This window comes from Paraburkholderia sp. PGU19 (genome assembly GCF_013426915.1).
In the GTDB taxonomy this organism is placed as follows: Bacteria; Pseudomonadota; Gammaproteobacteria; order Burkholderiales; family Burkholderiaceae; genus Paraburkholderia.
The window spans coordinates 754,986-778,887 of record NZ_AP023181.1; the positions used below are offsets into that span (position 1 = coordinate 754,986).

Sequence of the window (23,902 nt, forward strand, 5' to 3'; positions counted from 1 at the left end):
CGAATCAGTTCACAACGCAGGTGGCAACAGCTTGCGGTCGATGAACGACTGAAGCGCGTCGCAGAACGCATCGCGCGTATCGACGGCCGCATTGAATCCCGCCTTGCGAAGCTTCACCGTGCTGACGAAAGCGACAGGCCCCGCCGGCGCGCCGTATGCAAACGCGAAATCGGCGTGCTGGTCGCCCTGTCCAACGAAAGAGCGGAGATCGCCGCTCGCAAGTCCATATCTGGCGACGATCTTCGCCCACACGTCCGCATTCTCACGAATGTACTGCGCGACGCTCCCAGGCTCGTCGACCCCGGCATTCACGCCGAGCGTCTTCGCCATCGCCGGCCATACGCTGCGCCATTCGAAGACATCGCCGTTGGTGACATTGAATATCTCGTTCGCCGCTTGCGGAGACTGCGCTGCCCACACCATCACCTCGCCGACGAGATCGGCATCCGCCATTTCCCAGACGAATGACGGGCCGCCCGGAAAACCGAATGACTCGCCTTTCTCGCGGCGGATAGCCGCGTAGACGCCGATAGCGGGAAGAACATTGAGCGCGCCGGGGGTCTTCCCCGTCACGAGTTGCGGACGTAGCACGGTATAGGTGAACCCATATTTTTCACCGGCGTCGCGAACATAGTCCTGCTGATCGAAGAAGAAGTTTGCGTGGTCGTCGCGCGGGTCGCTTTCGCGTGCCGGAATGGCGATAGGATGCAGATGCACACCATAAGCCTTCGTGCCTTGCAGGATCGACACGTGCTTGAGCGTCGCTTTCGATTTTCCTGAAACGAGCGGCTCGATCACATTGCGCAGCATCGCGTTGTTGATCTCGATCTGATCGGCGTTCGACCAGCCGCTCACCAGATCCTCCGCATTCTCGTAGATTGCCCCATACGCAACATGCGTAATGCCACCGAGCGCAGATAGCGCTTCACGCGCAGCGTTCTCGTCACGCAAGTCCACGGGGATGAATTCAAACTTGCGGCCGCTCGGCAGGTCCGGCTTGCGCCGGGAAATGCCGACCACCTCCCAACCCGCAGAGAGAAAGCTCTCGATAGCGGCCACACCAATCAGTCCGCTCGCGCCCGCTACCAGTACCTTGTTGCTTGTGCCCATTCCTGCTCTCCAGTTCTATCGATTCCGTTTCGGCTCAAACGTTTCGCGTTGCATTTCGCGTGGCGTGTTTGAGCGTCCTTTCCGACATCCGGTCGGTTGAACGAAATGTAGTTTTGAACGGGAGTCTTCAGTAGTCGGCGGCGCGGAATTCCACTTATTCCATCGAGTGATGGGTTTGGCAAACACGACTCGCCATTACGCCCGAGCGAGCGCCTCCTCGACGAATTCAACGAATGCCCGCGCTTTCGCCGTCACCAGCCGGCCCGATGGAAAGACGGCCCAAAGATCGACTGCGGGCAAGGTCCAGTCGGTCAATACGGCCTCGACCTTGCCCGATGCCAGCTCGGGAGAAAACATCCAGCGCGACGCGATGGCGAGCCCCATGCCATTGAAGACGGCCGTACGCATGCCTTCCGCCGCGCTCACCCGGACACGTCCCGATACCGTCACGTCCACGTCCACGTCACTGTCGTTCTGGCGAAACGTCCATGTCTCGCCGCCGCCGCCCTGCGAGTAGACGATTGCCTGATGTCGATTCAGCTCGGCGGGCGTCGTGGGCATACCAACGCGCGAGAAGTAGTCCGGCGTGCCCACGACGAGCCGCGGACTTCGGCCGATACGCCGCGCCGTCATCGACGAATCGGTCAGCGCCCCCATCCGCAACGCCACGTCCATGCCCTCTTCCAGCAGATCGATGTTCCGATCGTCGAGCTTGAGGTCGATTTCCAGCTTGGGATGCCGGCTCAGGAAGGCATCCAGCGACGGCAGCACATGCAGGCACGCGAACGTCACCGCCGCGCTGACGCGCAGCTTGCCGGACAGGCTGTCGGAGGCGTGGCGCACGACCTGCTCCGCGTCGTCGGCCTCCTGGATCGCGCGCTTCGCATGGTCGTAGAAACGCTGGCCGGCGTCCGTCATCGTCAAACCCCGCGTCGAACGCAGGATGAGCCGCACGCCGAGGCGTTCTTCCAGCTGTGCAACGGATTTGGAAATGGCGGGCTGCCCCACGTTCATCCGCTTTGCGGCAGCCGAAAACGAGCCCGCCTCGGCAACGCTAACAAAAATTTCCATTGCGGCCAGTCGATCCATGCTGCGCCTCTCTCAGGTTTCGTCGAAGTCGTCAGGCCCTATTCTCTCAAGGAATGGCAGTTATCCCCGTCAGGCCTCTTCTGCGCGGCTTAACGAGCGCTCATGATCCCGTCATCTTCAACACTCATCCAGAGGATGCACGCATGAACACGCTCTTCAGCCGTACCCATGTCGGCCCTTTCGAACTCCGTCACCGCATCGTGCTCGCGCCGCTCACGCGCATGCGCACCGAGGAAGGCAACGTTCCCGGCGACCTGATGGTCGAGTACTACACGCAGCGCGCCTCGGAAGGCGGCCTGCTGATTAGCGACGCGACGGCCGTCTCGCCGCTTGGCATTGCCTACGTCGACGCGCCGGGCATTTACACGGACGCGCAGGTCAAGGGCTGGAGACGCGTGACGAATGCCGTGCACGCGAAGGGCGCGCGCATCTTCCTGCAAATGTGGCACGCGGGACGCCAGGCGCATCCCGCCAACACGGGCGGCGTCACGCCCGTTGCCCCGTCCGCGTTGCGCTCGCTCGAACATGCGGCCATTCGCGACGGGAACGGCAACGTCGCGGAAGCCGAACTGATCGTGCCGCGCGCACTCGATCTCGACGAAATTGCGAGCATCGTCGAGCAGTTCCGTCGCAGTGCCGTGCTGGCGAAAGAGGCGGGCTTCGACGGTGTCGAGCTTCACGGCGCAAACGGATATCTGTTCGAGCAGTTCCTGCTGGACGGCACGAACCATCGCACCGACGCCTATGGTGGCCCGATCGAGAATCGCGCGCGATTCCTGTTCGACACGCTCGATGCCGTCGTCTCCGTGTGGGGTCCCGGCCGCGTCGCACTTCGACTGTCGCCGAGCGGCACGTACGGCACGATGTCGGACAGCGATCCGCATGCCACCTTCGGTTATGTCGCAGAGCGCCTGAACAGTTATGACCTCGCGTATCTGCACGTCATCGAGCCACGTATTCGCGGCATCGTCGAACAGGAGACGAGCGAGTCGGACGTCACGTCGAAAGACATGCGCCGCCGCTACAACGGCACGATCATCGCCGCAGGCGGCTTTACGGGCGAAAGCGCCGGGCAGATCGTCGCCGACGGCCACGCGGATCTCGTCGCATTCGGGCGCATGTTCATTTCGAATCCCGATCTGCCCGAACGTCTGCGCACCGGCAAGCCGCTCACCCGTTACGACCGTTCGACCTTCTACGGCGGCGATGCGCGTGGCTACACCGACTATGCGTTTCATGCCGAAACCGAAGCCGCTTGAATCAGCTTGAATCAGGAACGACAACATCATGAATCGACTTGCAAACAGGACAGCCGTCATCACCGGCGGCAGCAGCGGCATTGGACTTGCCACCGCACAACGCTTCGTCGACGAGGGCGCGTACGTGTTCATCGTAGGCAGACGGCAATTGGAACTCGACAAGGCCGTGCAGCAGATTGGCCGCAACGTGACGGCCGTGCAGGCCGACGTGACGAATCTCGATGAGCTCGACCGCCTGTTTTCCATTGTCGGAGAGCAGCGCGGCAAGATCGACGTTCTTTTCGCCAATTCAGGGGCGGTCGAACATCGCACGCTCGAAGCGATTACGCCGCAGCATTACGATGCAACGTTCGACGTCAACGTGCGCGGACTCATTTTCACTGTGCAGAAAGCGCTGCCTTTGATGGGCGATGGAAGCAGCATCATCCTGACCAGTTCGGTTGCAGGCGTCAAAGGCTTGCCGGCGCACGACACCTACAGCGCGGCGAAGGCAGCCGTTCGCTCGCTGGCGCGGACATGGACCGTCGAACTGAAGGGCCGCGGCATTCGCGTCAATGCCATCAGCCCTGGTGCGATCGACACGCCGATCATCGACAGCCAGGTTGCGACGGCCGCCGAGGCAGACGAACTGCGCGCCAGGTTCGCTGCCGCGACGCCGTTGGGCCGCATCGGTCGGCCTGAGGAAATCGCGTCCGCAGCGCTGTTCCTCGCATCCGACGAGAGCAGTTACGTTGCGGGTATCGACCTGTTCGTCGATGGTGGCCTCGCGCAGGTGTGAGCCCGTCGCGATGTCGGGGCGAGCGGTCGCGCTCGCCCCCATTTGCTGATCGCCGCTTCATGAGCGCAAATCGGTTGCATCCAGGCATGAGACGAGCGAGCATATTCTTGATCCGCCAGGGTATTCGTGGTCTTGCTCTCCAGGCGGTATATTCCGGGTCATTCCGAAACACGATGACGCACCTGGAACAAACGAATGAATATCGGCCCCCTGGCGATTCCGGCTGGACCGCTTGCATTGTTCATCGGCATCGCCGTAGCGTTGCTCGCCACCCGTTTCTCTGCCGAGAAGCGCGCCGAAGTCGAGCGCGCCCTCTTTACGGCGTTACTCATTGGCCTGTTCGTCGCACGTGCGGTGTTCGTCCTTCAATACCTGCCGAGCTATCGCGGCGACTTCCTGGAAATGCTCGATATCAGAGACGCGGGATTCGCAGCGATACCGGGCATTGTTGCTGGAATAGCCGTCGCGCTGATTGCCGCAATTCGACGATCGGCCATACGACGCTCGCTCATCATCGCGGCAATATCGGGCTTGATCGCGTGGGGCATCGCTGGCGCAGTGATGGAGCGATCCGATCAGCCGTCGCACGTGCCGTCGATCTCGCTACTCGACGAAGCCGGCATGCCGCAACGCCTTGCACGCAACAACGGCAAGCCGCTTGTCGTCAATTTATGGGCGACATGGTGCGGACCCTGTCGCGGCGAAATGCCCGTGCTTGCCAGCGAGCAGGCAAACCATCCCGAACTGGATCTGGCTTTCGTGAATCAGGGAGAAGACCGCCACACGGTCGAGGCGTTTCTCGCAGACCTCAACTTGCATATCGACAACTCCCGCTTTGATCCGCAACTGACGCTCGCAAAGAGCGTGAATGTCACCGCGTATCCGACCACGCTCTTTTACGATGCCAACGGACGATTCCTGGAAAAGCACTTGGGGCGCGTATCGCAGGCAACTTTCGATGCAATGCTTGCGCGTCTTTATCCGTCGCTCGAATGTTCGCGACCTTGAGCACATAGCTTGCCTTAGCGAAGGAAACACCGTGCATCCCGCTCGCCCGACACAGGATGCACGATGCCGTTGCCGTTACTGCAGAAGCTTCAGCACCTGCTGCGGCATCGAGTTCGCTTGCGCGAGCACCGAGATGCCCGCTTGCTGCAACACCTGAGCCTTCGACAGGTTGGCCGTTTCCGTCGCAAAGTCCGCGTCGGTGATCTGCGATTCGGCGGCGCTCATGTTGGTCGCTTCCGTTTGCGTCGTCGAGATGGCTGCCGAGAACGTGTTCTGCGTCGCGCCGAGCGTTGCCTGGAAGGTGTTGACGCTCGTCAGCACGTTATCGATCGAACTCATGGCGGCTTGCGCGCCCGAAGCCGTCGCCACGCTCAAGCCGCTGATGCCCAGCGAGTTCGCGTCCCAGCTCTGCGTGCCGAAGTTCGCAGTGATCTGCTGGCCGTTGAACGCGCCGATCTGGAAGTTGACCGAGCCGACACCGTTCAGCACGGCCTGACCGTTGAATGTCGTCTGTTGTGCAACGCGTGTGATTTCCGTCAGACGCGTCGACACTTCTGCCTGCAGGTTGGCGAGCGCGTTCGAGTCGAGCGAGCCGTCGCCTGCTTCCACTGCCAGCTGACGGATGCGCTGCAGGTTGTCGACGATCGATTGCAGCGCGCCGTTCGTGGTCTGCACCATCGAAATGCCGTTGTTCGCATTGGCGGCGCCCTGCGTCAACGCATTGATCGATGCCGTTTGCGACGTCGCAATCGCGAGGCCCGCCGCGTCGTCAGCGGCCGTGTTGATGCGCTTGCCCGACGATAGACGGTTGATCGCCTGCGAGAGCGCGTTTTGCGAACCCTCCAGGTTGTTCTGCGCCGTCAGCGACATGATGTTCGTATTGATGTTAAGCATTTCAACCCCTTTCGGTTCTAGAAAGATCGACAGAAGCGGCAACGCGCTTTATTCGCTACTTCACGCCACCACTCGACGGGGTTTACGACGTCTCCAAATATTGCTTTAGGTTTCGAGCGGTAATTTCCGTTCTGAATTTGTGCAAGATTACAGCGCTGGTGCGACACGTTCTCACCAGAAGATAACACCCCAACTTACTGATACATATGAATTTTTTCGTATAAATACGAACTTTCTTCCATTTTCATTCACAGGCATTACAAAGATAATGTCACTGCTTTTATTGTTACGAATAATTATGCAAGCTTTACAGCTTCGTGAAAGGAATAACCGATAACATCTCGCTTATTGCTGACGTGGTAATAACTTTTACTGACAGTCCGGTTGCCACTACATCTGCGAATCTTTCAGACGGAAATCCTGTCGCTTGCCGCATGGGGTTAGCGAACTTATTTCATAGCGAGGCAATGTAAGCCTCGTTCGCACGCGCCGTTTAGCTGCGCAGATCGATGCGTCGCGCGGGACGTGCCAGCAGCAGCGCGATCGTGACCACGCAAAATGCGGTGCCCGCATAGAACGTCGCAGCCGCGCCTATCGTGTCCCACAACGCGCCCGCAATCACGCTGGACATCAGCGTCACAAGTCCGCTCGCGAGATTGAACAAACCGAACGCCGTGCCGCGCAAATGCGCGGGCGCGCTGTGCGACACCATTGTCGCGAGCAGCCCTTGCGTCATGCCCATATGCAGGCCCCACAGCGCGACGCCCACGAGCAGGATGCTCCAGTGAACCGCGTGCGCAAGCACGAGATCCGACACGCCGAGTATCACGAGCCCGGCGACCAGCAGCCTCACATGACTCGTCGAGTCGGCGAGCTTGCCGAGCGGATAGGCCGATAGCGAATACACGACGTTCATTGCCACCATCACGAGCGGCACTAGCGCGACGGGCACGCCACTGTCCATTGCGCGCAGCACGAGAAACGCCTCGCTGAAGCGCGCGAGTGCGAACGCGGCACCGACGGCGACGATCCACCAGAACGCGCTATCGAGTTGACGAATGCTGTCGCGCCGGATCGGATTGACGCGCTTCGCGCCCGGTTGGCGCGCGGGTTCGTCGATGCCGACCGTCAGCAACGCGACGGCCAGCACGCCGGGAATGACGGCCAGCCAGAACGCAAGCCGGAAGTTGTTCGCCCAGATCAGCATGATCGCGGCCGCGAGCAACGGTCCGAGAAAAGCGCCCACCGTATCGAGCGACTGCCGCAATCCAAACGCAGCCCCACGCAGCGGCGGTGGCGTGATATCGGCGACGAGCGCATCGCGCGGCGCGCCGCGAATGCCTTTACCGATCCGGTCGATTACGCGCGCCGTCACGACGAGGCCGAGAGTCGGCGCAATCGCGAACAACGGCTTGCTCAGCGCGCCGAGTCCATAGCCTGCGACAGCGAGCCATTCGCGATTGCCGAGGTAGTCGCTGAGCGCACCGGAAAAGACCTTGACGATGGGCGCCGTCGCCTCGGCGATGCCCTCGATCAATCCGATCGTCGTCGCGCTCGCGCCGAGGCTCGCCGACATGAACATCGGCAGCAAGCTGTGAATGATCTCCGAAGAGATGTCCATCAACAGGCTCACGCAGCCCAACACCCAGATGCTGCCGGGTATCTGCCGGAGGGTGCTGACGCGGGACCGGCTGGACGCCGGCTTTTCCGGGGAAGCAGGACGCTCGTCCATATGCCCGTCACACCTTGCGGAGAACGAAACGCCCCGCCCCTGTCATCTGATCGAGCGAGACGACCTGTTCGTCGCGCTCGATAAACTCGAAAGTCAAGCCCGGCGCGGATGCCATGCGAAACACGCGATCGCGTGCAGCAATCAAGCGCTCGTCGCGCTGTCCCGGCACGCGCAGCCACATTGCCAGCGGTGTCAATCGGATTCTCCTTGCGTCGAATGTTCATGAACCGGCTTTCTGCACGCATGAAGTCGCGCTACCGCGTCAAAGGCGTGCCGTCGAAATTCGGCCGCATCTGTGAAGCGGTTATCCGCATGGAAGCATGGTGAAAGCAAACTGTTGCCGGGCGAAAGTTGGTTCCAGCCGAACACACTCGCACCCGTGGACGGCCACTGGATAACCCACAAGCCCGCCAGACAAGGACCTCTCCTAAATGGCACGCTCGATGCAAATGGTTGCACTGGAACCAACGCAACAGGAGCACGCCATGTTCGCATACTTCTTCCGGATCATCTTCGACCTGTTGGACCGCGCAGCGGAACTGTTGGACCGCGCCGAGCATCACCGCCGCGATGCGTATCTCGCGTCGGCCGTCGATATCTTCGAACTCGAACGCCGCATGCGGTTGATCGAGGCGGGAGACTAAGTCGTCACAGCAATCCGACGAGATTGGCGAGCGTCGCGGAAGCATCCCCTTCACGCCACCCCAACGCTAGACGCGCCCGCATTTTCGCGCCCTGCACGTCGACGTAACGCACGCCCTTCACCTGTACCTGCGCGATCGCGGCGGGCACGATGGACACACCGAGGCCCGCCGCCACCAGATTGATCACCGACGACACCTGCGGCGCGGGCTGCGCCAGTTGCGGGCTGAAGCCCGCCTCGCCGCACGCGCGGACGATTTCATCGTGAAGCGTCACGCCCGCCGGCCCCGGCACGAGCACGAACGGTTCGTCGGCCAGTGCCGTCAACGGCAAGCGCTTCTTTGCTGCAAGCGGATGCGTTGACGGCAGCACGATTTTCATTGGCTCGTCCGCGAAGCGATGCATCTGCACGTGCTCCGGCGACGCGGTCCCAGGCCTGAAAAACACGGCATCGAGCCCGTCATCGAGCAGGCGTTGCAGCAACACAGGCGTATTCGCTTCTTCGAGCGTTAGATCGACGGTCGGATAGCGGTTCTTGAAACGCTGAATCAGCGCGGGCACGACAGGATTGAATGCCGCTGACCCTGTGAATCCAATACGCAGCCGTCCCGTCTCGCCACGCGCGGCCCGCTGCGCCGCTTGCGCCGCGCGTTGCGCGCCGCCCAGCACGCGCTGCGCCTCGATCAGAAATGCTTCGCCTGCGCCCGTCAGCTCGGCGCCATGCGCGGTGCGACGGAACAATTCGACGCCCAGTTCGCGCTCCAGGCTCTTGATCTGCTGACTGAGCGGCGGCTGTCCAATGCCGAGCTTTTCAGCCGCGCGCGTGAAGTTGCGCTCGCTCGCAACCTCGATGAAATATCGCAAATGACGTAGTTCCATGCTAGTGCTCAAACATATCGCGTTGGCCAGTTTCATATATTGGACAGTATAGCTCTGGCGCAGGACAATTCCTGCGTCACAGTCGTCCGTCGATCTTCTCCATGAACTCCGATCCATCCGTTGCGACGCCCGATCGCATCGAAACATCCAGCACCCGTTCCCATACGGCCGCCGCATCCGGCGTGCGTCCGGGCTCGGCGGACTTTCGCCGTATCAGCATCGCGCTCTTTCTTGCGGGCTTCTCCACGTTCTCCCTGCTGTATTGCGTGCAGCCCTTGCTGCCTGTTTTCGCGAGCGAATTTCACATCGGCGCAGCGCAAAGCTCGCTGGCGCTGTCGCTCTCGACAGGCTTTCTCGCGTTCTCGATTCTCTGCGCAGGCGCGCTATCGGAGCGGTTCGGCAGACGCGGCCTGATCTTCGCATCGATGACGCTCGCCGCTCTCTTCAACGTCTGCGCCGCGCTCGAAGCGGACTGGCACAGCATTCTCGTGGCCCGCGCGCTGGAAGGGCTGGCGCTCGGCGGCGTGCCCGCCGTCGCGATGGCGTATCTCGCGGAGGAAATCGATCCGCGCGGCCTGGGGCTTTCGATGGGGCTGTATGTGGGCGGCACGGCGTTCGGCGGGATGATCGGCCGCGTGGGCATGAGTTACATGAGCGATCATCTGTCGTGGCGCACGGCGATGCTGACCATCGGTGTCGTCGATGTGGTCGCCGCTATCGCGTTCGTGTTGCTGTTGCCAGGCTCGCGCAATTTCGTGAAGCGCGCGGACCTCACGGCTGTTCATCACATCGCGCTATGGCGCAAGCATCTGACGGCCGCGACATTACCCGCCGTGTTCGCAACGGGATGCCTCGTCATGGGCGTATTCGTGACCGTCTACAACTATGCCGGTTTCCGGCTGATGGCGCCGCCGTTCGATCTCAGCGCGACGCAAACCGGCCTGATCTTCTGTTCGTATCTGTTCGGTATCGTCGCCGCATCCGGCGCAGGCGCTTTGGCAGATCGCTGCGGGCGCGGACCCGTCGTCACTGCGGGCGTCGTGGTGGCCGCTCTGGGACTCGCGTTGACGCTGATGCATGCGCTCGTGCCCGTCGTGCTTGGCATCATCGTGCTGACCATCGGCTTTTTCATCACGCACTCGGTGGCGAGCGGCTGGGTCGGACAACTCGCCGATGGCGCAAAGGGTCACGCGACCTCACTGTATCTGCTTGCGTACTATCTCGGTTCAAGCGTGCTCGGCTCGTGGGGCGGCTGGTTCTGGCAAAACGGTGCATGGCCGTCCGTCGCCGGATTCGGTTTTGCGATGCTCGCCGTATGCGGCACGCTCACGTTGTACGTCGCGCGCGTGAATGCGCGCAGGATTCGCGTGAACGCGCGCTCACGCTGACTCATAGAAGGAGTCTCTTCATGATCGACCATCTCGACCATCTGGTGCTGACCTGCACCAATGCAGAAGCCACGACGAAGTTCTACACGCAGGTCTTGCAGATGCAACTGGAGACATTCGGCGCTGGGCGTATCGCGTTTCGCTTCGGCGATCAGAAGATCAATCTGCATGTACGCGGCAGCGAATTCGAGCCGAAGGCGCATTTGCCCGTGCCGGGCGCGCTGGACCTGTGCTTTATCGCATCGGTGCCGCTCGATCAGGTCATCGCGCATCTCGCCGCATGCAACTGGCCGATCGTCGAAGGGCCAGTCGAACGAACGGGCGCGACGCAGAAGATCCGCTCCGTGTATGTGCGGGACCCCGATCTGAACCTGATCGAGATTTCCGAACTGATGGGCTAGCCGCCTGCGCGGCGCCCGCTGCGTCATCTATCCACTCCACGATGAGTATTCCCCGTACTCGTCCGTATCACCCGCTTTAATTCTCGTTTAATTCGCGCCGCCTAAATTGCAGACACGAAGACTTTGAGGTCGCATCGTGAATGCCTTGAATCTCAAACCCTTGCGATGTCGCGTCGTGCGCACGCGTTCGCGTTCTTCCTCAGTATCGCGAACGCGACCGGCCTGTCGACGGGCATGGTTGCGCTCGCGATGTATCCGGTCCGGCGAATATCGCCGAAGGCGAAGCGTTCGATAAACGCCGGGTATGCGTTCCAAACATCTGCAATAAATGGCTTGATCTTCCAGATGGAGAACCGTCATGAACACATTCACCAAAGCAGGTCTCGTTGCCATCGCGCTCGTGTTCGCGCAATCCGCAACCAGTGTCGCGTTTGCCGCGACCACGAATCTGCCGTCGCTTCATCAGCAGGGCGCGGTCACCTATCTTTCCGGAGGCGTCGGCAGCGATCAATCGGATGCGCTGAAGGACGTCATGCACCAATACCCGCTCGTACTCGAATTTACGGGCGCGACGCGCCAAGGGAATGAATACCTCGCCGACATCCCCGTTCACATCGCCGACATGAATGGCAAGACGCTTTTGAATGCAACCTCGCACGGGCCGTTCATGCTCGCATCGCTTCCGAATGGGCGCTACACGATCACCGCGAGCCATGACGGCAAGACCCAGCAGCGCGTAGTCGACGTCAAATCGTCAGGGCACGTTCGCGCAATGTTCGTATGGCCAACGCAGCCGGAAGGGAGCACGTCATGAGCGCCGACGCGAACGCGCCCGTCGACGAAGCACGCCGTCGATGGATGATTGCGACATCGGTGGCGGGCGGCATTGCGGGCGTGGCCGCCGTCACGCCCTTCGTTGAATCGTTCAAGCCATCGGCGTCCGCACTGGCGGCGGGCGCACCCGTGACAGTCGACATCAGCCGGCTGCAGCCCGGCGACATGCTGACGGCGGCATGGCGCGGCAAGCCCGTCTTCATCGTCAATCGCACTGACGCCATGCTCGCCGATGTGCGCGCCGCCGATCCGCTCGTCGCCGACCCGCACACGACGCGCCCTTTCTCGATGCCGCTGCCGCCCTACTGCAACAACGAGTTTCGGTCGCGCGCGGAGCATAGCAATCTGCTCGTGGTGGTCGGCGTGTGCACGCATCTCGGCTGCACGCCGAGTCCGCGTTTTCAGCCTGGCCCGCAAACGAGTCTTCCCGATGACTGGCACGGCGGATTTCTTTGCCCGTGTCACGGCTCGACGTATGACCTCGCAGGCCGCGTGTTCAAGGACAAACCCGCGCCGCAAAATCTCGACGTGCCGCGTTATCAATTCGAATCCGCGAGTCATGTCGTGATCGGCGCAGACGAACAGGGCGAAGCCTGAGCGCGCCGTTTTGATGGTCGTCAACGGCCTCTTTAAGATTCGCTTAAGTGTCGGCCGCTATGGTGTTCGCTCCGTCGCCCGCCACTGCACGGCAGCCTCGCCGCACTTTTTACATGCCGCTTGAAATGCCCTTCAGGTTTGCCGTCATTTTTACTGCGCTCTGTTTGCAGCTCGAATAACGGCAACACCCGGTTCATCTCCTCATCTGGACGCAACGCGTCTATCAGCTCGATCGCGCACGCGTTCTCCGCTTCGCGCAATCGCCCTCGCCGTACCCGTCGCTCTGCTTTTTCGATCATGCCCTTTCCCGCATTCGTTGCGCCGTCGGCGCGTAGTGGCAAAGTCATTCTGGTGTGCGCGCTCAGTTCCGTTTGCGCAGCGTCGATCTTTTCGCCGAATCGCGCGAAGCATGCCGCCGATCAGGATGACGCAGCCGGAGCGCAATCCGCGTCGCTGAACCGCGAAGCCGCCGATACGACGCGTCGTGCGCAGCCCGCATCGTCTGCCTCTGCTGTTGACACCGCGCCGCAACCTGTCGTCAGATCGGCGACCGTCAAGAGCAGCTTTGCGGAAGCGGCGCAGCGTCTCGGTCTCGACAGCCGTACCACGGCCTTGCTCGCGCATGCGTTCTCCGGCGAGATCGACTTTCGTCGCGATCTCAAGCCGGGCAACACGATCAGCCTCATCGTCGATCCGCCGGAAGGCGAACAGCCCACAACACCGTCTTCGACAACAACACCGCTCGCCGTGCGAATCGCAACGGCAACGATATCGCACGATCTGTTTCTCTATCGCAACCTGGACGGCAAGCCGTTCTACTACACGAAGGATGGCGCAAGCACCACGCCCACGTTCACGCGCTATCCGCTCGCTTACGAGCGCGTGTCGTCGGATTTCTCGCTGCGTCGACTCGACCCCGTTACGCACCGCTGGCAAAGCCACGACGGCGTCGATCTCGCCGCGCCCGCTGGCACGCCCGTTCATGCGACGGCACGCGGCACGGTCGCGTTCATCGGACGGCAAACCGGCTATGGGAAGGTGATCGTGTTGCGCAATCCGCCGCCGTATCAGACCGTGTTCGCGCACCTGTCGCGTTTCGCGAAGGGCCTGCATCGTGGCGCGCAGGTGCAGCGCGGCCAGGTGATCGGCTATGTCGGATCAACGGGTTGGGCAACGGGTCCGCATCTGCATTACGAGGTGCATGTCGATTCCGTGCCGAAGGACCCGTTGACGGTTGCGCTGCCCGGCAACAATCCGCTGGATGCGACCGAACGCGCGCAGTTCGCGAAGGAAGCCGACCGTCTCGCCGCGCTGCTTTGAGTCAGCGCATCCTTTCATTCGCAGCAAACCCTCAACCGACGTGCTGAAACTTCATCTGTTGCTCACGCTGTTGCTGATCGTGAGCATCGTGCCCGCGATGGCACACGCGAAGCGTGCCGCCTTCAAACCCGCCGTACAGGCACGCGCCGCGATGGTCGTCGATATGACGACGGGCCGCACGCTCTACGCGAAACACGCCGACGAACGCCGGCCCATCGCCTCGCTGACGAAGCTGCTGACAGCCATGGTCGCGCTCGACGCGAAGCGCCCGATGATCAAACCGCTGCGCGTCACGGAAGCCGACGTCGACCGGTTGAAATGGTCGCGCTCTCGCCTGCCCGTTCATTCGCTGCTGTTGCGCAGCACGCTGTTGCATATCGCGCTGATGTCGTCGGAAAACCGCGCGGCGTTTGCATTGAGCCGCGACTACACGGGCGGGCGGCCGGGCTTCGTGCGCGCGATGAACCGCACGGCGCAGCGCCTGCATATGACGCGCAGCCATTTCGTCGATCCGACGGGCCTGTCGCCGCGCAACGTATCGACGGCGCGCGATCTCACGCGGCTCGTGCGTGCCGCGTATCGCTACCCGGTGATCCGCCAGTATTCGACGGCTCACCAGAAGCTGGTGCTGGGCGGCGACGGCCCGTTGATGTACCGGAATACGGACCCGCTCGTGCATCGCGCGTCGTGGCATGTCGGCCTGCAGAAAACCGGCTTCACCAACGAAGCCGGCCACTGCCTGATCATCGTCACGATGGTGCGCGGTCATCCCGTGCTGATCGTCCTGCTCGGCGATCCCAACGCGCAGGCGCACTTTCAGGACGCCGTCGATCTGCGCCGCTGGCTCGTAACGGCGCAGCGCTAGCGGACGCGTCACGCGGCCTTTGAAGGGCCTGAACACGCGCGCCGCTGTACACTTCCCGGCAACATCGCCCCACTGGCGATTTCCCGGGCAATGCATCATGGACCGCATCGACGCAATGAAGGTGTTCGTCGCGACGCTGGACGAAGGCAGTCTGGCGGGCGCAAGCCGCCGGCTCGGCCGTTCGCCCGCCGCGGTGAGCCGCGCGATTGCCTTTCTCGAAGCACACGTCGGCTCGCCGCTCCTGCACCGCACCACGCGCACGATCAAGCTCAGCGAGGCGGGCGAACGTTACGCCGCCGCGTGCCGGCGCATCCTGACCGACCTGGAAGAAGCCGACCTGCTGGTAGCGGGCGAGCGCTCCGCGCCGCGCGGCCTGCTGAACATCACCGCGCCCGTCGCCGCTGGCCAGGACATGCTGCGCTCGATCCTCGACGACTTCATCGACGAGTACCCGGCCGTGTCGGTGCGTCTGCATATGCTCGACCGCCCCGTGAGTCTCGTCGACGAAGGCATCGACGTCGCGCTGCGCATCGCGCATCTGCCCGATTCGACGCTGATCGCGATTCCCGTCGGCGAAGTGCGGCGTGTCGTGACGGCGTCGCCGCGTTATCTGGCGAAGCACCCGCAGATCCGCGAGCCCGCGGACCTGGAACAACATCAGATCATTTCGATGACGCACTTCGGCGTCGACTCGTGGAGCTTTCCGCCCGCCGAAGGCTCGACCGTCGCGCAGGTCGTGCATTTCTCGCCGCGCCTGATCGTCAACAGTATCGACGCCGCCGTGGCGTCCGCCGTCGAAGGGCGCGGCGTCACGCGCATGTTCTCCTATCACGTCGCGCAGCAGGTAAAGGACGGGCAGCTGCGCATCGTGCTGCCCGACAGCGAGCACGCGCCCCTGCCCGTGCATCTTCTGACGCCGCACGGCCGCCTCTCGGTGCCGAAAGTGCGCGCCTTCGTCGATTTCGCCACTCCGCGTTTGCGTCGGCATTTCAAGCAGTTACAGCGCATCACCGACGCCCATTGAACCGCTCGTCGGAAGAATGTCTGCCGCACTGCGTGGATTCTCTCTGCAATCGACTCAATCTAGACTTGCTCCATCGACATCGGGCCACACGGCCCAACTGGTTAAAGGAGCGAGTGAATGGGTGCCGAACAGAAAGTGGTGATCGTGACGGGCGCGTCGCAGGGCATTGGCGCGGGGGTGGTCAAGGCGTATCGCGACCGCAATTTCCGCGTCGTCGCGACGTCGCGCTCGATCCCGTCAAGCGACGATCCTGACATTGCCACCGTACAAGGCAACATCGCCGATGCGAAGACCGCGCAACAGGTCGTCGCTATCGCGCTGGAGCGCTTTGGCCGGATCGACACGCTGGTCAACAACGCAGGCATTTTCATCGCAAAGCCCTTCGACGCCTACACGCCCGAAGATTATGACGCCGTCATGGCGACCAACGTTAACGGCTTCTTTCATATCACGCAGCGCGTGCTGACGGAGATGAAGAAGAAACGCAGCGGCCACGTGGTGAACATCACGGCGAGCCTCGTCGACCGGCCGCGTGCCGGACTGCCCGCAGCGATGGCTGCGTTGACCAAAGGCGGGCTGAATGCCGTGACGCGGTCGCTGGCAATCGAGTATGCGCCGCTGGGCATTCGCGTGAATGCAGTCGCGCCAGGCGTCATCAAGACCCCGATGCATCCGCGTGAAAAGCACGAAGCACTCGCGCGCTTTCATCCGATCGGACATCTCGGCGAAGTGACGGACATTGCGGAAGCCGTGCTGTATCTGGAATCGGCGGGATTCGTGACGGGCGAGATCTTGCACGTCGACGGCGGCAGCAACGTCGGTTCTTGATAACACACGCGTTCCTTGCATGGCATCTTCGATATTCATTATTTCGGATGCCATAGTATTTTTCATATCAATGTTTTATTCAAGGAGTCGCAGTAAGCAGTAGCGACAGCAGCACGGACATAACAATGCAGGACGCAGCTATCAGCATCACGATGCCACCCGCCTTCAACATCACGCGCGGCACAGTGGCGCTCGCGCTTGCGCTGTCCGTCGACCCGTTCGCCGCGCTTCGCGGCAACCCGGAGAACAGCTAAGGCTTTCCTGCAACACTTGAACGAAGGAATCACAGCATGAACCAGCCCACGACCACCGTTGCGATGCGCACCGCGCCGGAAGTCGCCTCACCCGGCTACACGGAGCGCAATCAGCAGCACTGGATGCGCAATCTGTTCGTCTGCGTATTCGGCTCTTTCACGACGCTCGTCAGCCTCAGCATGCTGCTGCCGTTTCTGCCGCTCTATGTGAAGCAGCTTGGCGTCGAATCGCAGGCAGATGTGATCCAGTGGTCGGGTGTCGCGTTCGGCGCGACGTTCCTCGGCACGGCCGTCACCGCGCCGCTGTGGGGGCGTCTGGCCGACCGCTATGGCCGCAAGCCGATGTTGATTCGCGCCGCCGTCGGCATGGCCGTGGTGATGTCGCTGATCGGGATCGCGCACAATGTGTACGAACTCGTCGGACTGCGTCTGATTGCGGGTCTGGTGGGCGGCTATGCGTCGGCATCGACGGTCATGGTCGGCACGCAGGCGCCGCGCGAGCGCGCCGGCTGGGCGCTCGGGCTGCTGTCGACGGGCGCGCTCGCGGGCGCGCTGGTCGGTCCGCTGATCGGCGGCTTTCTGCCGGGCTGGCTCGGCATCCGCGGCACGTTCTTCGCGGGTGGCGCGGTGATCGCCGTGGCGGCGCTGCTGACGATCTTCGTCGTCAAGGAAGACTTCCATCCCGCCACCGATTCCAAGCGCAAAGCGGCCAGCGGCGCGACAGCCACGCACTCGACTCGCACTCACTACGCGGTGGTCGGCGCATTGCTCGCCACAGCGATGATGGTGCTGCTCGCCAACATGTCGATCGAGCCGGTGATTACCGTGTACGTCGGCAGCCTCGGCGTCGGGCCGGATCAACTGGCGCGCATTGCGGGCGTCGTGATGGCATGCTCCGCGTTCGGCAGCATGCTGACGGCAGCGCGGCTCGGCGCCCTCGCGGACCGGATCGGCGGGTGGAACGTGATTATTGGTTGCCTGATCGTCACGGGCCTGCTGATGCTTCCGCAAGCGTTCGTTCATCAATGGTGGCAGCTCGCCGCGCTGCGCGGGCTGATGGGCATGTCGCTCGCGGGGCTGTTGCCCGCCATTGCGAAGCTCGCGCGCCATGCCGTCGATGAAAGCAAGACGGGGCAGATGCTCGGTTATCTGCAATCCGCGCAGTTCAGCGGACAGGTGATCGGCCCCGTGATCGGCGGACAGATTGCCGTCCATTTCGGCATGCATTCCGTGTTCTTCGTCACCGGCTCCCTGCTGGTCGTGTGCGCGGGGTTCGCACAATGGGCGCGCGGACGGTAGCCGGGTTCGCTCTTGATGCACGTGTTCGCGATCTTGTGCGTATACTTCGTCGGTAGACTTTCGAAGCATCCACAACTTCGCGACATCGCAGTCATTCGGGAGCGACAGTCATGTTCATTGCAATGAACCGGTTCAAGGTGGCGTTGGGTTCGGAAAGCGCCTTCGAGGAAGTATGGACGACGCGGGACACGCATCTGAAGGACGTGCCCGGCTTTGTCGAGTTTCATCTGCTGAAGGGACCGCAACGCGACGACCACGTGCTGTACTCGAGTCACACGGTGTGGGCGAATCGCCCGGCGTTCGAGGCGTGGACGCAGTCGGAAGCGTTTCGCGCCGCGCACCGGAATGCAGGAAGCGAGTCGCGCGCGCTCTATCTCGGGCATCCGGAGTTCGAGGGATTCGAGGTGCTGCAGACCGTGAAGTAACGCACGGCGCGCATCATGCACGCGGGCCCACCCGTTTTTCAGGCGCAAAACGATTGCTACGCGTTCGGCAATGGCGCGATTGCACTGCACTGGACGATTGCTGACCGTTCTCTGTGCGGTGTTTCCCTTGCGGATCGCGCGCACGGCCGCACGTTGGCTATGGACGCTCCGTTCGTTCTCACGTTTTCCGATGGACGCACGCTCGACGCAGCCAGTTTGCGGCTCGTCGCGCCATTGCGCGACGAAGCACTGCCTGCCAATCCGGATGCGCTGCGCAAAGCCGAACGAATTGCTGGCAAACGCGTGATTGCCACGCTCGTTGATAGCGAGCAACGTTTGCGCATCGAATGGAGCGTGGAGCAGCGCGAGGGCGCGCGCTATCTTCGTCAGCATCTGTCGATTACGGCGCTCTTGCAGGACGAACCTATCGCGTCTGTTTCGCTGTTGCATGCACGGGCGCTTCATGCAAAAAAAGCCGGCGACCTTGCAGCAGTGCCGGTTGTCGAGGGCAATCTCTATCTGGGCTTCGAGCTTCCGATGTCGGAAAGCGAAGTGCGCGACGGCGTCGCCCGCTTCAGCATAAGCCGCGCACTGCCGCTCGAAAAAGGAAAGACACTCGCTTATTCGACCGTTGCCGGCGTGTTTCGCGAAGGCCAGTTGCGGCGCGATTTCGCAGCCTATATCGAGCGCGAACGGGCGCGTCCCTACCGTCCGTTTCTGCACTACAACTCCTGGTACGACATTGGCTTTCTGACGACGTACACGCAGGATCAGGCCATCGAACGCATTCACGCTGTCGGCCAGGAACTGCACGAAAAGCGCGGCGTGCAACTCGACTCCTTCCTGTTCGACGATGGCTGGGACGACTACAGCGGCAACTGGTCATTCAGCCGTGCGTTTCCCGATGGCTTCCTGCCTTTGAAAGACGCCGCCGCGCGATATGGCGCCGAGCCGGGCGTCTGGTTGTCGCCGTGGGGCGGCTACGGCCCGCCGCGAACCGAACGCGTGACGCGTGGCCGCGCCGCCGGATACGAAACCATCGGCGACGGTTTCGCGCTCTCGGGCCCGACGTACTATCGCCGCTTCCATGAAGTTGCGATGGACCTGCTCACGCGACACGGCGTCAATCACTTCAAGCTCGACGGCACCGGAAACGCGAACAGGGTCGTGCCCGGCAGCCGCTTCAACAGCGATTGGGATGCGGCTGTCGAACTCATCGAAGCAATGCGCCGCGTCAAGCGCGATGTGTTCGTCAATCTGTCGACAGGCACGCAAGCGTCGCCGTTCTGGCTGCGCCATGTCGATTCGATCTGGCGCGATGGCGCGGACTATGGTTTTGCGGGCACGGGCAGCGATCGGGAATGCTGGATCACGTATCGCGATGCGCAAACGTATCGCAATGTCGTGTGTCGTAGTCCGCTGTTCCCACTCAATTCGCTGATGCTTCACGGCATCATCTACGCGCAGGAAAATACCCGCCTCAATACCGATCCCGGTCACGCGTTTTCCCATGAAGTGCAATCGTACTTCGGCAGCGGTACGCAATTGCAGGAACTGTATGTCACGCCGTCGTTACTCGATGAGCGCGACTGGGACGTGCTCGCGCAGGCGGCCCGCTGGGCGCGCGCCAATGCCGACGTGCTGAGCGATTGCCACTGGATCGGCGGCGCGCCGGATGAGCTTGAAGTCTATGGATGGGCCGCGTGGACGCCATCGAAGGCGATCGTCACGCTGCGCAATCCGGATGATCGCGCGAATGATTTCGTGCTCGATCTGAGAGCGCATCTCGAACTGCCGGGTGGCCATGACGGCGAATTCTCCGCGCGCTTTCCGTTTGTCGACCGCAACGCGAACGTGCCGACGCTATGGGACACTGAGCACCCGCAAACGATCCGCCTCGATCCATTTCAGGTTCTGACGATTGAATTGTCGCCAGTATTAGCTGGCGCCCTATGAGAGAGTCGATGCCAGACTGACCGGCTTGGCGTCTAACTGATGCTGATCGAAGATCAACACTGTATTTTCGCCTGGCTTGAGCCATGGAGCCGGGCAATAGAGCCGCCTCTGCGGGCCGATATTCCAGTAGCGGCCGAGATTATGCCCGTTGACCCAGACGATGCCTTTGGTCCATTCGCTCATGTCGAAATAGACGTCACCCATTGCATCGATTGAAAGTGTCGCAATGAAGAAGAGGCCGACTTTATCCGGCTTTGAACAATGCGGGCGCAAGTTGTCGACGAACGAGTCATCCATTGGCAAGAGCACGACTTCCCATCCTGTCAGAACCTCGCGCGCGCCCGACGCATGATGCACGACGACGGGATCGATAATGCCCTTTCGATCGATTATCGAATGCCCGTAATTCACGCGCCCCATGCCTTCGACAAGAATCTCCAGCACTCGGGCATCATCCGGAACTGACGAGCCACTGGGCAGCGCAAGCGGCTCGCGATGCACTACTTTCAGCGGCAACGCGCGTTCTTCCGGCACATGCGCGCGCGACACACTGCCGACGTATTGATCGTCGACGAAAACGGTCGCGTAGTCGTGAACATTGGCTATATCCAGCGAACCGCTTTCATAGCCCACAAGTTTCTTCCGATACAGCACAAAACCAAACGCCTGACCGTACATTTCGAATGGCTGCGGATGCATTGTTTGCGCGGAAGGAAGTGCACCAGGAAGGTTGTCCCAGATAGACGCATAGCGTTGCGGCATCAACCGGCGAGTCCCGGTCACGTCCTTCACGGGAATTGTTTTAATGGGCGAAGGCACTGGCGGCAAAGGCGTCGACAGGTATCCGGCTATGATGCTGCGGTACTGCATATAGCGCTTTGTGGCCACGCCTTGCTCGCTGACAGGCGCGGCATAGTCGTAGCTCGTGATGTCGGGTTGATACTCGCCCGAGTCCGCATCCACGTTCGCACCCGCATAGAAGCCAAAACTCGTCCCGCCATGAATCACATAGAGATCGAACGACAGGTTCTTGCGCATCAATTCATCGAGCGTCGCGGAAAGATCGACTGAGGTGCCTTGAAATGCACGCTCGCCCCAGTGCGTGAGCCAACCTGGATATACCTCTCCTGCCATCGCCGGCACGGACGGAAACGCTTTGCGCACGGCTTCGATCTGCGCCGCGTTCCCGTTGCTCAATGCAATCGCGCCACCGGCGACATACGAGCGGTTCTGCTGCAATTGAACAAGACCGTCTTCTGTATAGAACGGTCCATGGATTCCGCCACGAATCCAGATCTGCCTTAACTCCTCCAGATACGTGGAATTGCTGTCGAATGATCCAAACTCATTCTCGATCTGGATCATCAGAATCGGGCCGCCACTTTCCGCCATCAAGGGTTTAACGCGCGGCAAGAGTTCGTTGATGTAACGCTCGCAGGCATGCATGTAGCGCGGATCAGTAGCGCGATCCGTGCGCAGCCTGATATCCGCATGCTTCAACAACCAGGATGGAATACCGCCGAGATCCCACTCCGCGCACACATAAGGACCGGGCCTGAATAGCACCCACATGTTCTCCGCCTGGCAAAGACGGATGAATGCCTCGATGTCGCGATTGCCCGTGTGAAAGTCGAACGTACCTTCGGTTAGCTCGTGATAATTCCACATCACATACAACGCAATGGTGTTCATCCCCATTGCCTTCGCCATCTGGATGCGATGCCGCCAGTATTCAACAGGAATGCGCGCGGGGTGCAATTCACCGCTTCGGATCTGAAATGGCTTGCCATCGAGCAGAAAGCCATCGCCATTCGCAGCAAAGCTAAAGACGTGCGGACCATTCGGCCCGGCCGCGTTTTCTTCTTGCATGGACGCTCGCTTTTTCATGTTCGCTCTGCTCCGCAGACGGAAGACATGGCATCCCTATTTCATGGACGGGCTGCCGGTGCGTTCCAATCTGCCACGCACAATTGGCGTCGAAGCGCCTCGCAACCCGCCGCTTCTCCCCTTCACTTGACCTTTGCAGCAGCAGCAAGCTTGCGTACGCCCTCTTTCGCATCTTCGTTCGAGTTCATGAAATTCGTCACGACGTCGGTGATTGCACCCGCAGTAACCGGCGACTGAAGTTCACCGAAAGCCAACGAAGGCAGGAACCCGCCGGATTGAATCGTCGCCTGCTCGTCTGCGCGCGATTTTTTGGCGCAGCTATCGAACTTGTCCATGGGCACATCCAGCCTGACTGGAATGGAACCCTTGTACAGACTGAACTGCTGCTGAAAATCAACGGACATGATGGTTTTGGCAAGCGCAATCTGTCCGGGTGTCGCGTCCTTCTTGCCATTCTGCTGATAGAACACGAACGTATCCGCCGTGTACGTGTAGGCATTCGATGTGCCGGGCGCCGCCGCGCAGATATAGTCGACATCCGCCTTCTTGTTCGCGTTGGTGAACTCGCCCTTTGCCCAATCGCCCATGAACTGCATGCCGCCCGAGCCGGAAATCACCATCGCCGTCGCGAGATTCCAGTCGCGGCCGTGGTAGCCCTTATCGAAGTAAGTGCGGATCTTCTGGACCGTCTCGAACACCTGCACCATCTGCGGCGAAGTCAGCGTTTTCTGATCGAGATCGATGAGCGCTTTGCGATAGAAGTCCGCGCCCTGTGACAGCACGACTGCCTCCCAGATGGTCATATCCTGCCAGGGTTGACCGCCATGCGCGACAGGCGTGATGCCCGCAGCGCGAAACTTGTCGGCAAGCGCAAAGAACTCCGGCCATGTCGTGGGCGGCGTACCTCCAACCTTGTCCAGGTCCGCTTTGTTGATCCACAGCCAGTTGATGCGATGGACGGAAAAAGGTGCAGCCACATAGTGCCCGCCCGCCTTCACGTCACTGTCTATTCGCGCAGGCATATGCGCTTTCCAATCAGTCGCGGCCTGATCGATCGTGACCAGCGACCCCTGCTCCGCCCAGTCCTGAATCAGCGGCCCCTTGATCTGCGCGGCCGACGGTGCGTTACCCGAGATAACCTGCGTCTTCAGCGCCGTCATGGCCGCCGCACCCGCGCCTCCCGCGATAGCGAAGTCTTTCCACTCGTAGCCCTGTTTGCTCATGTCGTCCTTGAGCACCCGGATTGCTTTCGATTCGCCGCCAGAGGTCCACCAGTGCAACACCGAAAGCTGTTCGGCGGCCAGTACCGCATGTGTACCGGCGATAAGCAGCGCGGCAGCCGTCGCCACCGATGTCAGTGATCGTTTCATTGCAGTCTCCGAATTTTTCTTTATGGTTGGAGCAACGCATTCGCAATCAGAGCGACCGCGCAT

25 protein-coding genes are annotated in these 23,902 nt (G+C 61.4%); 16 read left to right on the plus strand and 9 right to left on the minus strand.

What is annotated here, in order from left to right; genetic code table 11:
• Positions 1-9 precede the first annotated feature (9 nt).
• Positions 10-1,110 carry an SDR family oxidoreductase gene (locus tag H1204_RS33245; protein WP_180734752.1) on the minus strand — a complete coding sequence of 367 codons (1,101 nt, stop codon included), beginning with the start codon at positions 1,108-1,110 and terminating at the stop codon, positions 10-12.
• A gap of 195 nt (positions 1,111-1,305) precedes the next feature.
• Positions 1,306-2,199, minus strand: coding sequence for a LysR family transcriptional regulator (locus H1204_RS33250; RefSeq protein ID WP_180734753.1), 894 nt, complete (start codon positions 2,197-2,199; stop codon positions 1,306-1,308).
• 143 nt (positions 2,200-2,342) lie between these two features.
• On the opposite strand from H1204_RS33250, the gene H1204_RS33255 reads away from it, so the two are divergent.
• The 3 genes from H1204_RS33255 (at position 2,343) to H1204_RS33265 (ending at position 5,244) form a co-directional block, all read left to right on the plus strand.
• Positions 2,343-3,458: an alkene reductase gene (locus H1204_RS33255; protein ID WP_180734754.1), complete on the plus strand. Its 1,116-nt coding sequence runs from the start codon at positions 2,343-2,345 to the stop codon at positions 3,456-3,458.
• A 28-nt stretch (positions 3,459-3,486) separates the two neighbouring features.
• On the plus strand, positions 3,487-4,236 hold the full coding sequence (locus H1204_RS33260; RefSeq protein ID WP_180734755.1) for a glucose 1-dehydrogenase: 750 nt from the start codon (positions 3,487-3,489) through the stop codon (positions 4,234-4,236).
• 195 nt (positions 4,237-4,431) lie between these two features.
• Positions 4,432-5,244, plus strand: a complete 813-nt coding sequence (locus H1204_RS33265; RefSeq protein WP_180734756.1) for a TlpA disulfide reductase family protein — start codon at positions 4,432-4,434, stop codon at positions 5,242-5,244.
• Positions 5,245-5,319: 75 nt separating this feature from the next.
• On the opposite strand, the gene H1204_RS33270 is transcribed toward H1204_RS33265, so the two are convergent.
• From H1204_RS33270 to H1204_RS33280, 3 genes are all read right to left on the minus strand, one after another.
• A complete protein-coding gene (locus H1204_RS33270) occupies positions 5,320-6,138 on the minus strand; it encodes a flagellin domain-containing protein (protein WP_180734757.1) in 819 nt (272 codons plus the stop codon).
• 493 nt (positions 6,139-6,631) lie between these two features.
• On the minus strand, positions 6,632-7,870 hold the full coding sequence (locus tag H1204_RS33275) for an MFS transporter (RefSeq protein WP_180734758.1): 1,239 nt from the start codon (positions 7,868-7,870) through the stop codon (positions 6,632-6,634).
• A 7-nt stretch (positions 7,871-7,877) separates the two neighbouring features.
• Positions 7,878-8,066: a hypothetical protein gene (locus tag H1204_RS33280; RefSeq protein ID WP_180733350.1), complete on the minus strand. Its 189-nt coding sequence runs from the start codon at positions 8,064-8,066 to the stop codon at positions 7,878-7,880.
• Between the two features lie 289 nt (positions 8,067-8,355).
• Here H1204_RS33280 and H1204_RS33285 point away from each other — a divergent pair, with 289 nt between their 5' ends.
• A complete protein-coding gene (locus H1204_RS33285; protein ID WP_180734759.1) occupies positions 8,356-8,514 on the plus strand; it encodes a DUF3563 family protein in 159 nt (52 codons plus the stop codon).
• A gap of 4 nt (positions 8,515-8,518) precedes the next feature.
• On the opposite strand, the gene H1204_RS33290 is transcribed toward H1204_RS33285, so the two are convergent.
• Positions 8,519-9,391 carry a LysR family transcriptional regulator gene (locus H1204_RS33290; RefSeq protein ID WP_180734760.1) on the minus strand — a complete coding sequence of 291 codons (873 nt, stop codon included), beginning with the start codon at positions 9,389-9,391 and terminating at the stop codon, positions 8,519-8,521.
• 101 nt (positions 9,392-9,492) lie between these two features.
• On the opposite strand from H1204_RS33290, the gene H1204_RS33295 reads away from it, so the two are divergent.
• From H1204_RS33295 to petA, 4 genes are all read left to right on the plus strand, one after another.
• Positions 9,493-10,779 carry an MFS transporter gene (locus H1204_RS33295; protein ID WP_180734761.1) on the plus strand — a complete coding sequence of 429 codons (1,287 nt, stop codon included), beginning with the start codon at positions 9,493-9,495 and terminating at the stop codon, positions 10,777-10,779.
• Between the two features lie 20 nt (positions 10,780-10,799).
• Entirely contained in the window at positions 10,800-11,180 is a 381-nt protein-coding gene (locus H1204_RS33300; RefSeq protein WP_180734762.1) for a VOC family protein, read from the plus strand.
• Positions 11,181-11,538: 358 nt separating this feature from the next.
• Positions 11,539-11,994, plus strand: coding sequence for a carboxypeptidase regulatory-like domain-containing protein (locus tag H1204_RS33305; protein ID WP_180734763.1), 456 nt, complete (start codon positions 11,539-11,541; stop codon positions 11,992-11,994).
• Positions 11,991-12,611, plus strand: a complete 621-nt coding sequence (gene petA, locus H1204_RS33310) for a ubiquinol-cytochrome c reductase iron-sulfur subunit (protein WP_180734764.1) — start codon at positions 11,991-11,993, stop codon at positions 12,609-12,611. Before H1204_RS33305 ends, petA begins: the two co-directional genes overlap by 4 nt.
• Positions 12,612-12,643: 32 nt before the next feature.
• Here petA and H1204_RS33315 read toward each other — a convergent pair whose 3' ends face one another.
• Entirely contained in the window at positions 12,644-12,910 is a 267-nt protein-coding gene (locus H1204_RS33315; RefSeq protein WP_180734765.1) for a hypothetical protein, read from the minus strand.
• Between H1204_RS33315 and H1204_RS33320 the strand changes: the two genes are divergently transcribed.
• From H1204_RS33320 to H1204_RS33350, 8 genes are all read left to right on the plus strand, one after another.
• Positions 12,909-13,931, plus strand: coding sequence for a M23 family metallopeptidase (locus tag H1204_RS33320; protein WP_180734766.1), 1,023 nt, complete (start codon positions 12,909-12,911; stop codon positions 13,929-13,931). The genes H1204_RS33315 and H1204_RS33320 overlap by 2 nt on opposite strands.
• 40 nt (positions 13,932-13,971) lie before the next feature.
• Positions 13,972-14,796 (plus strand): serine hydrolase, encoded by an 825-nt coding sequence (locus tag H1204_RS33325; RefSeq protein WP_180734767.1) that lies wholly within the window; start codon positions 13,972-13,974, stop codon positions 14,794-14,796.
• Positions 14,797-14,893: 97 nt separating this feature from the next.
• Positions 14,894-15,820, plus strand: coding sequence for a LysR family transcriptional regulator (locus H1204_RS33330; protein WP_180734768.1), 927 nt, complete (start codon positions 14,894-14,896; stop codon positions 15,818-15,820).
• A gap of 117 nt (positions 15,821-15,937) precedes the next feature.
• Positions 15,938-16,648, plus strand: a complete 711-nt coding sequence (locus tag H1204_RS33335) for an SDR family oxidoreductase (protein WP_180734769.1) — start codon at positions 15,938-15,940, stop codon at positions 16,646-16,648.
• A gap of 125 nt (positions 16,649-16,773) precedes the next feature.
• The gene (locus tag H1204_RS52725) at positions 16,774-16,902 is read left to right on the plus strand and encodes a hypothetical protein (protein WP_274608260.1); all 129 of its coding nucleotides are present in this window, start codon (positions 16,774-16,776) and stop codon (positions 16,900-16,902) included.
• A 36-nt stretch (positions 16,903-16,938) separates the two neighbouring features.
• On the plus strand, positions 16,939-18,201 hold the full coding sequence (locus H1204_RS33340; protein WP_180734770.1) for an MFS transporter: 1,263 nt from the start codon (positions 16,939-16,941) through the stop codon (positions 18,199-18,201).
• A 110-nt stretch (positions 18,202-18,311) separates the two neighbouring features.
• Positions 18,312-18,626, plus strand: a complete 315-nt coding sequence (locus H1204_RS33345) for an antibiotic biosynthesis monooxygenase (RefSeq protein WP_007583168.1) — start codon at positions 18,312-18,314, stop codon at positions 18,624-18,626.
• A gap of 15 nt (positions 18,627-18,641) precedes the next feature.
• The gene (locus H1204_RS33350) at positions 18,642-20,582 is read left to right on the plus strand and encodes an enterotoxin (protein WP_180734771.1); all 1,941 of its coding nucleotides are present in this window, start codon (positions 18,642-18,644) and stop codon (positions 20,580-20,582) included.
• Here the strand turns inward: H1204_RS33350 and H1204_RS33355 are convergent.
• A complete protein-coding gene (locus tag H1204_RS33355; RefSeq protein WP_180734772.1) occupies positions 20,577-22,469 on the minus strand; it encodes a beta-galactosidase in 1,893 nt (630 codons plus the stop codon). The two genes, H1204_RS33350 and H1204_RS33355, sit on opposite strands and share 6 nt — an antisense overlap.
• A gap of 122 nt (positions 22,470-22,591) precedes the next feature.
• Positions 22,592-23,839: an ABC transporter substrate-binding protein gene (locus H1204_RS33360; protein WP_180734773.1), complete on the minus strand. Its 1,248-nt coding sequence runs from the start codon at positions 23,837-23,839 to the stop codon at positions 22,592-22,594.
• Positions 23,840-23,902: the final 63 nt, after the last annotated feature.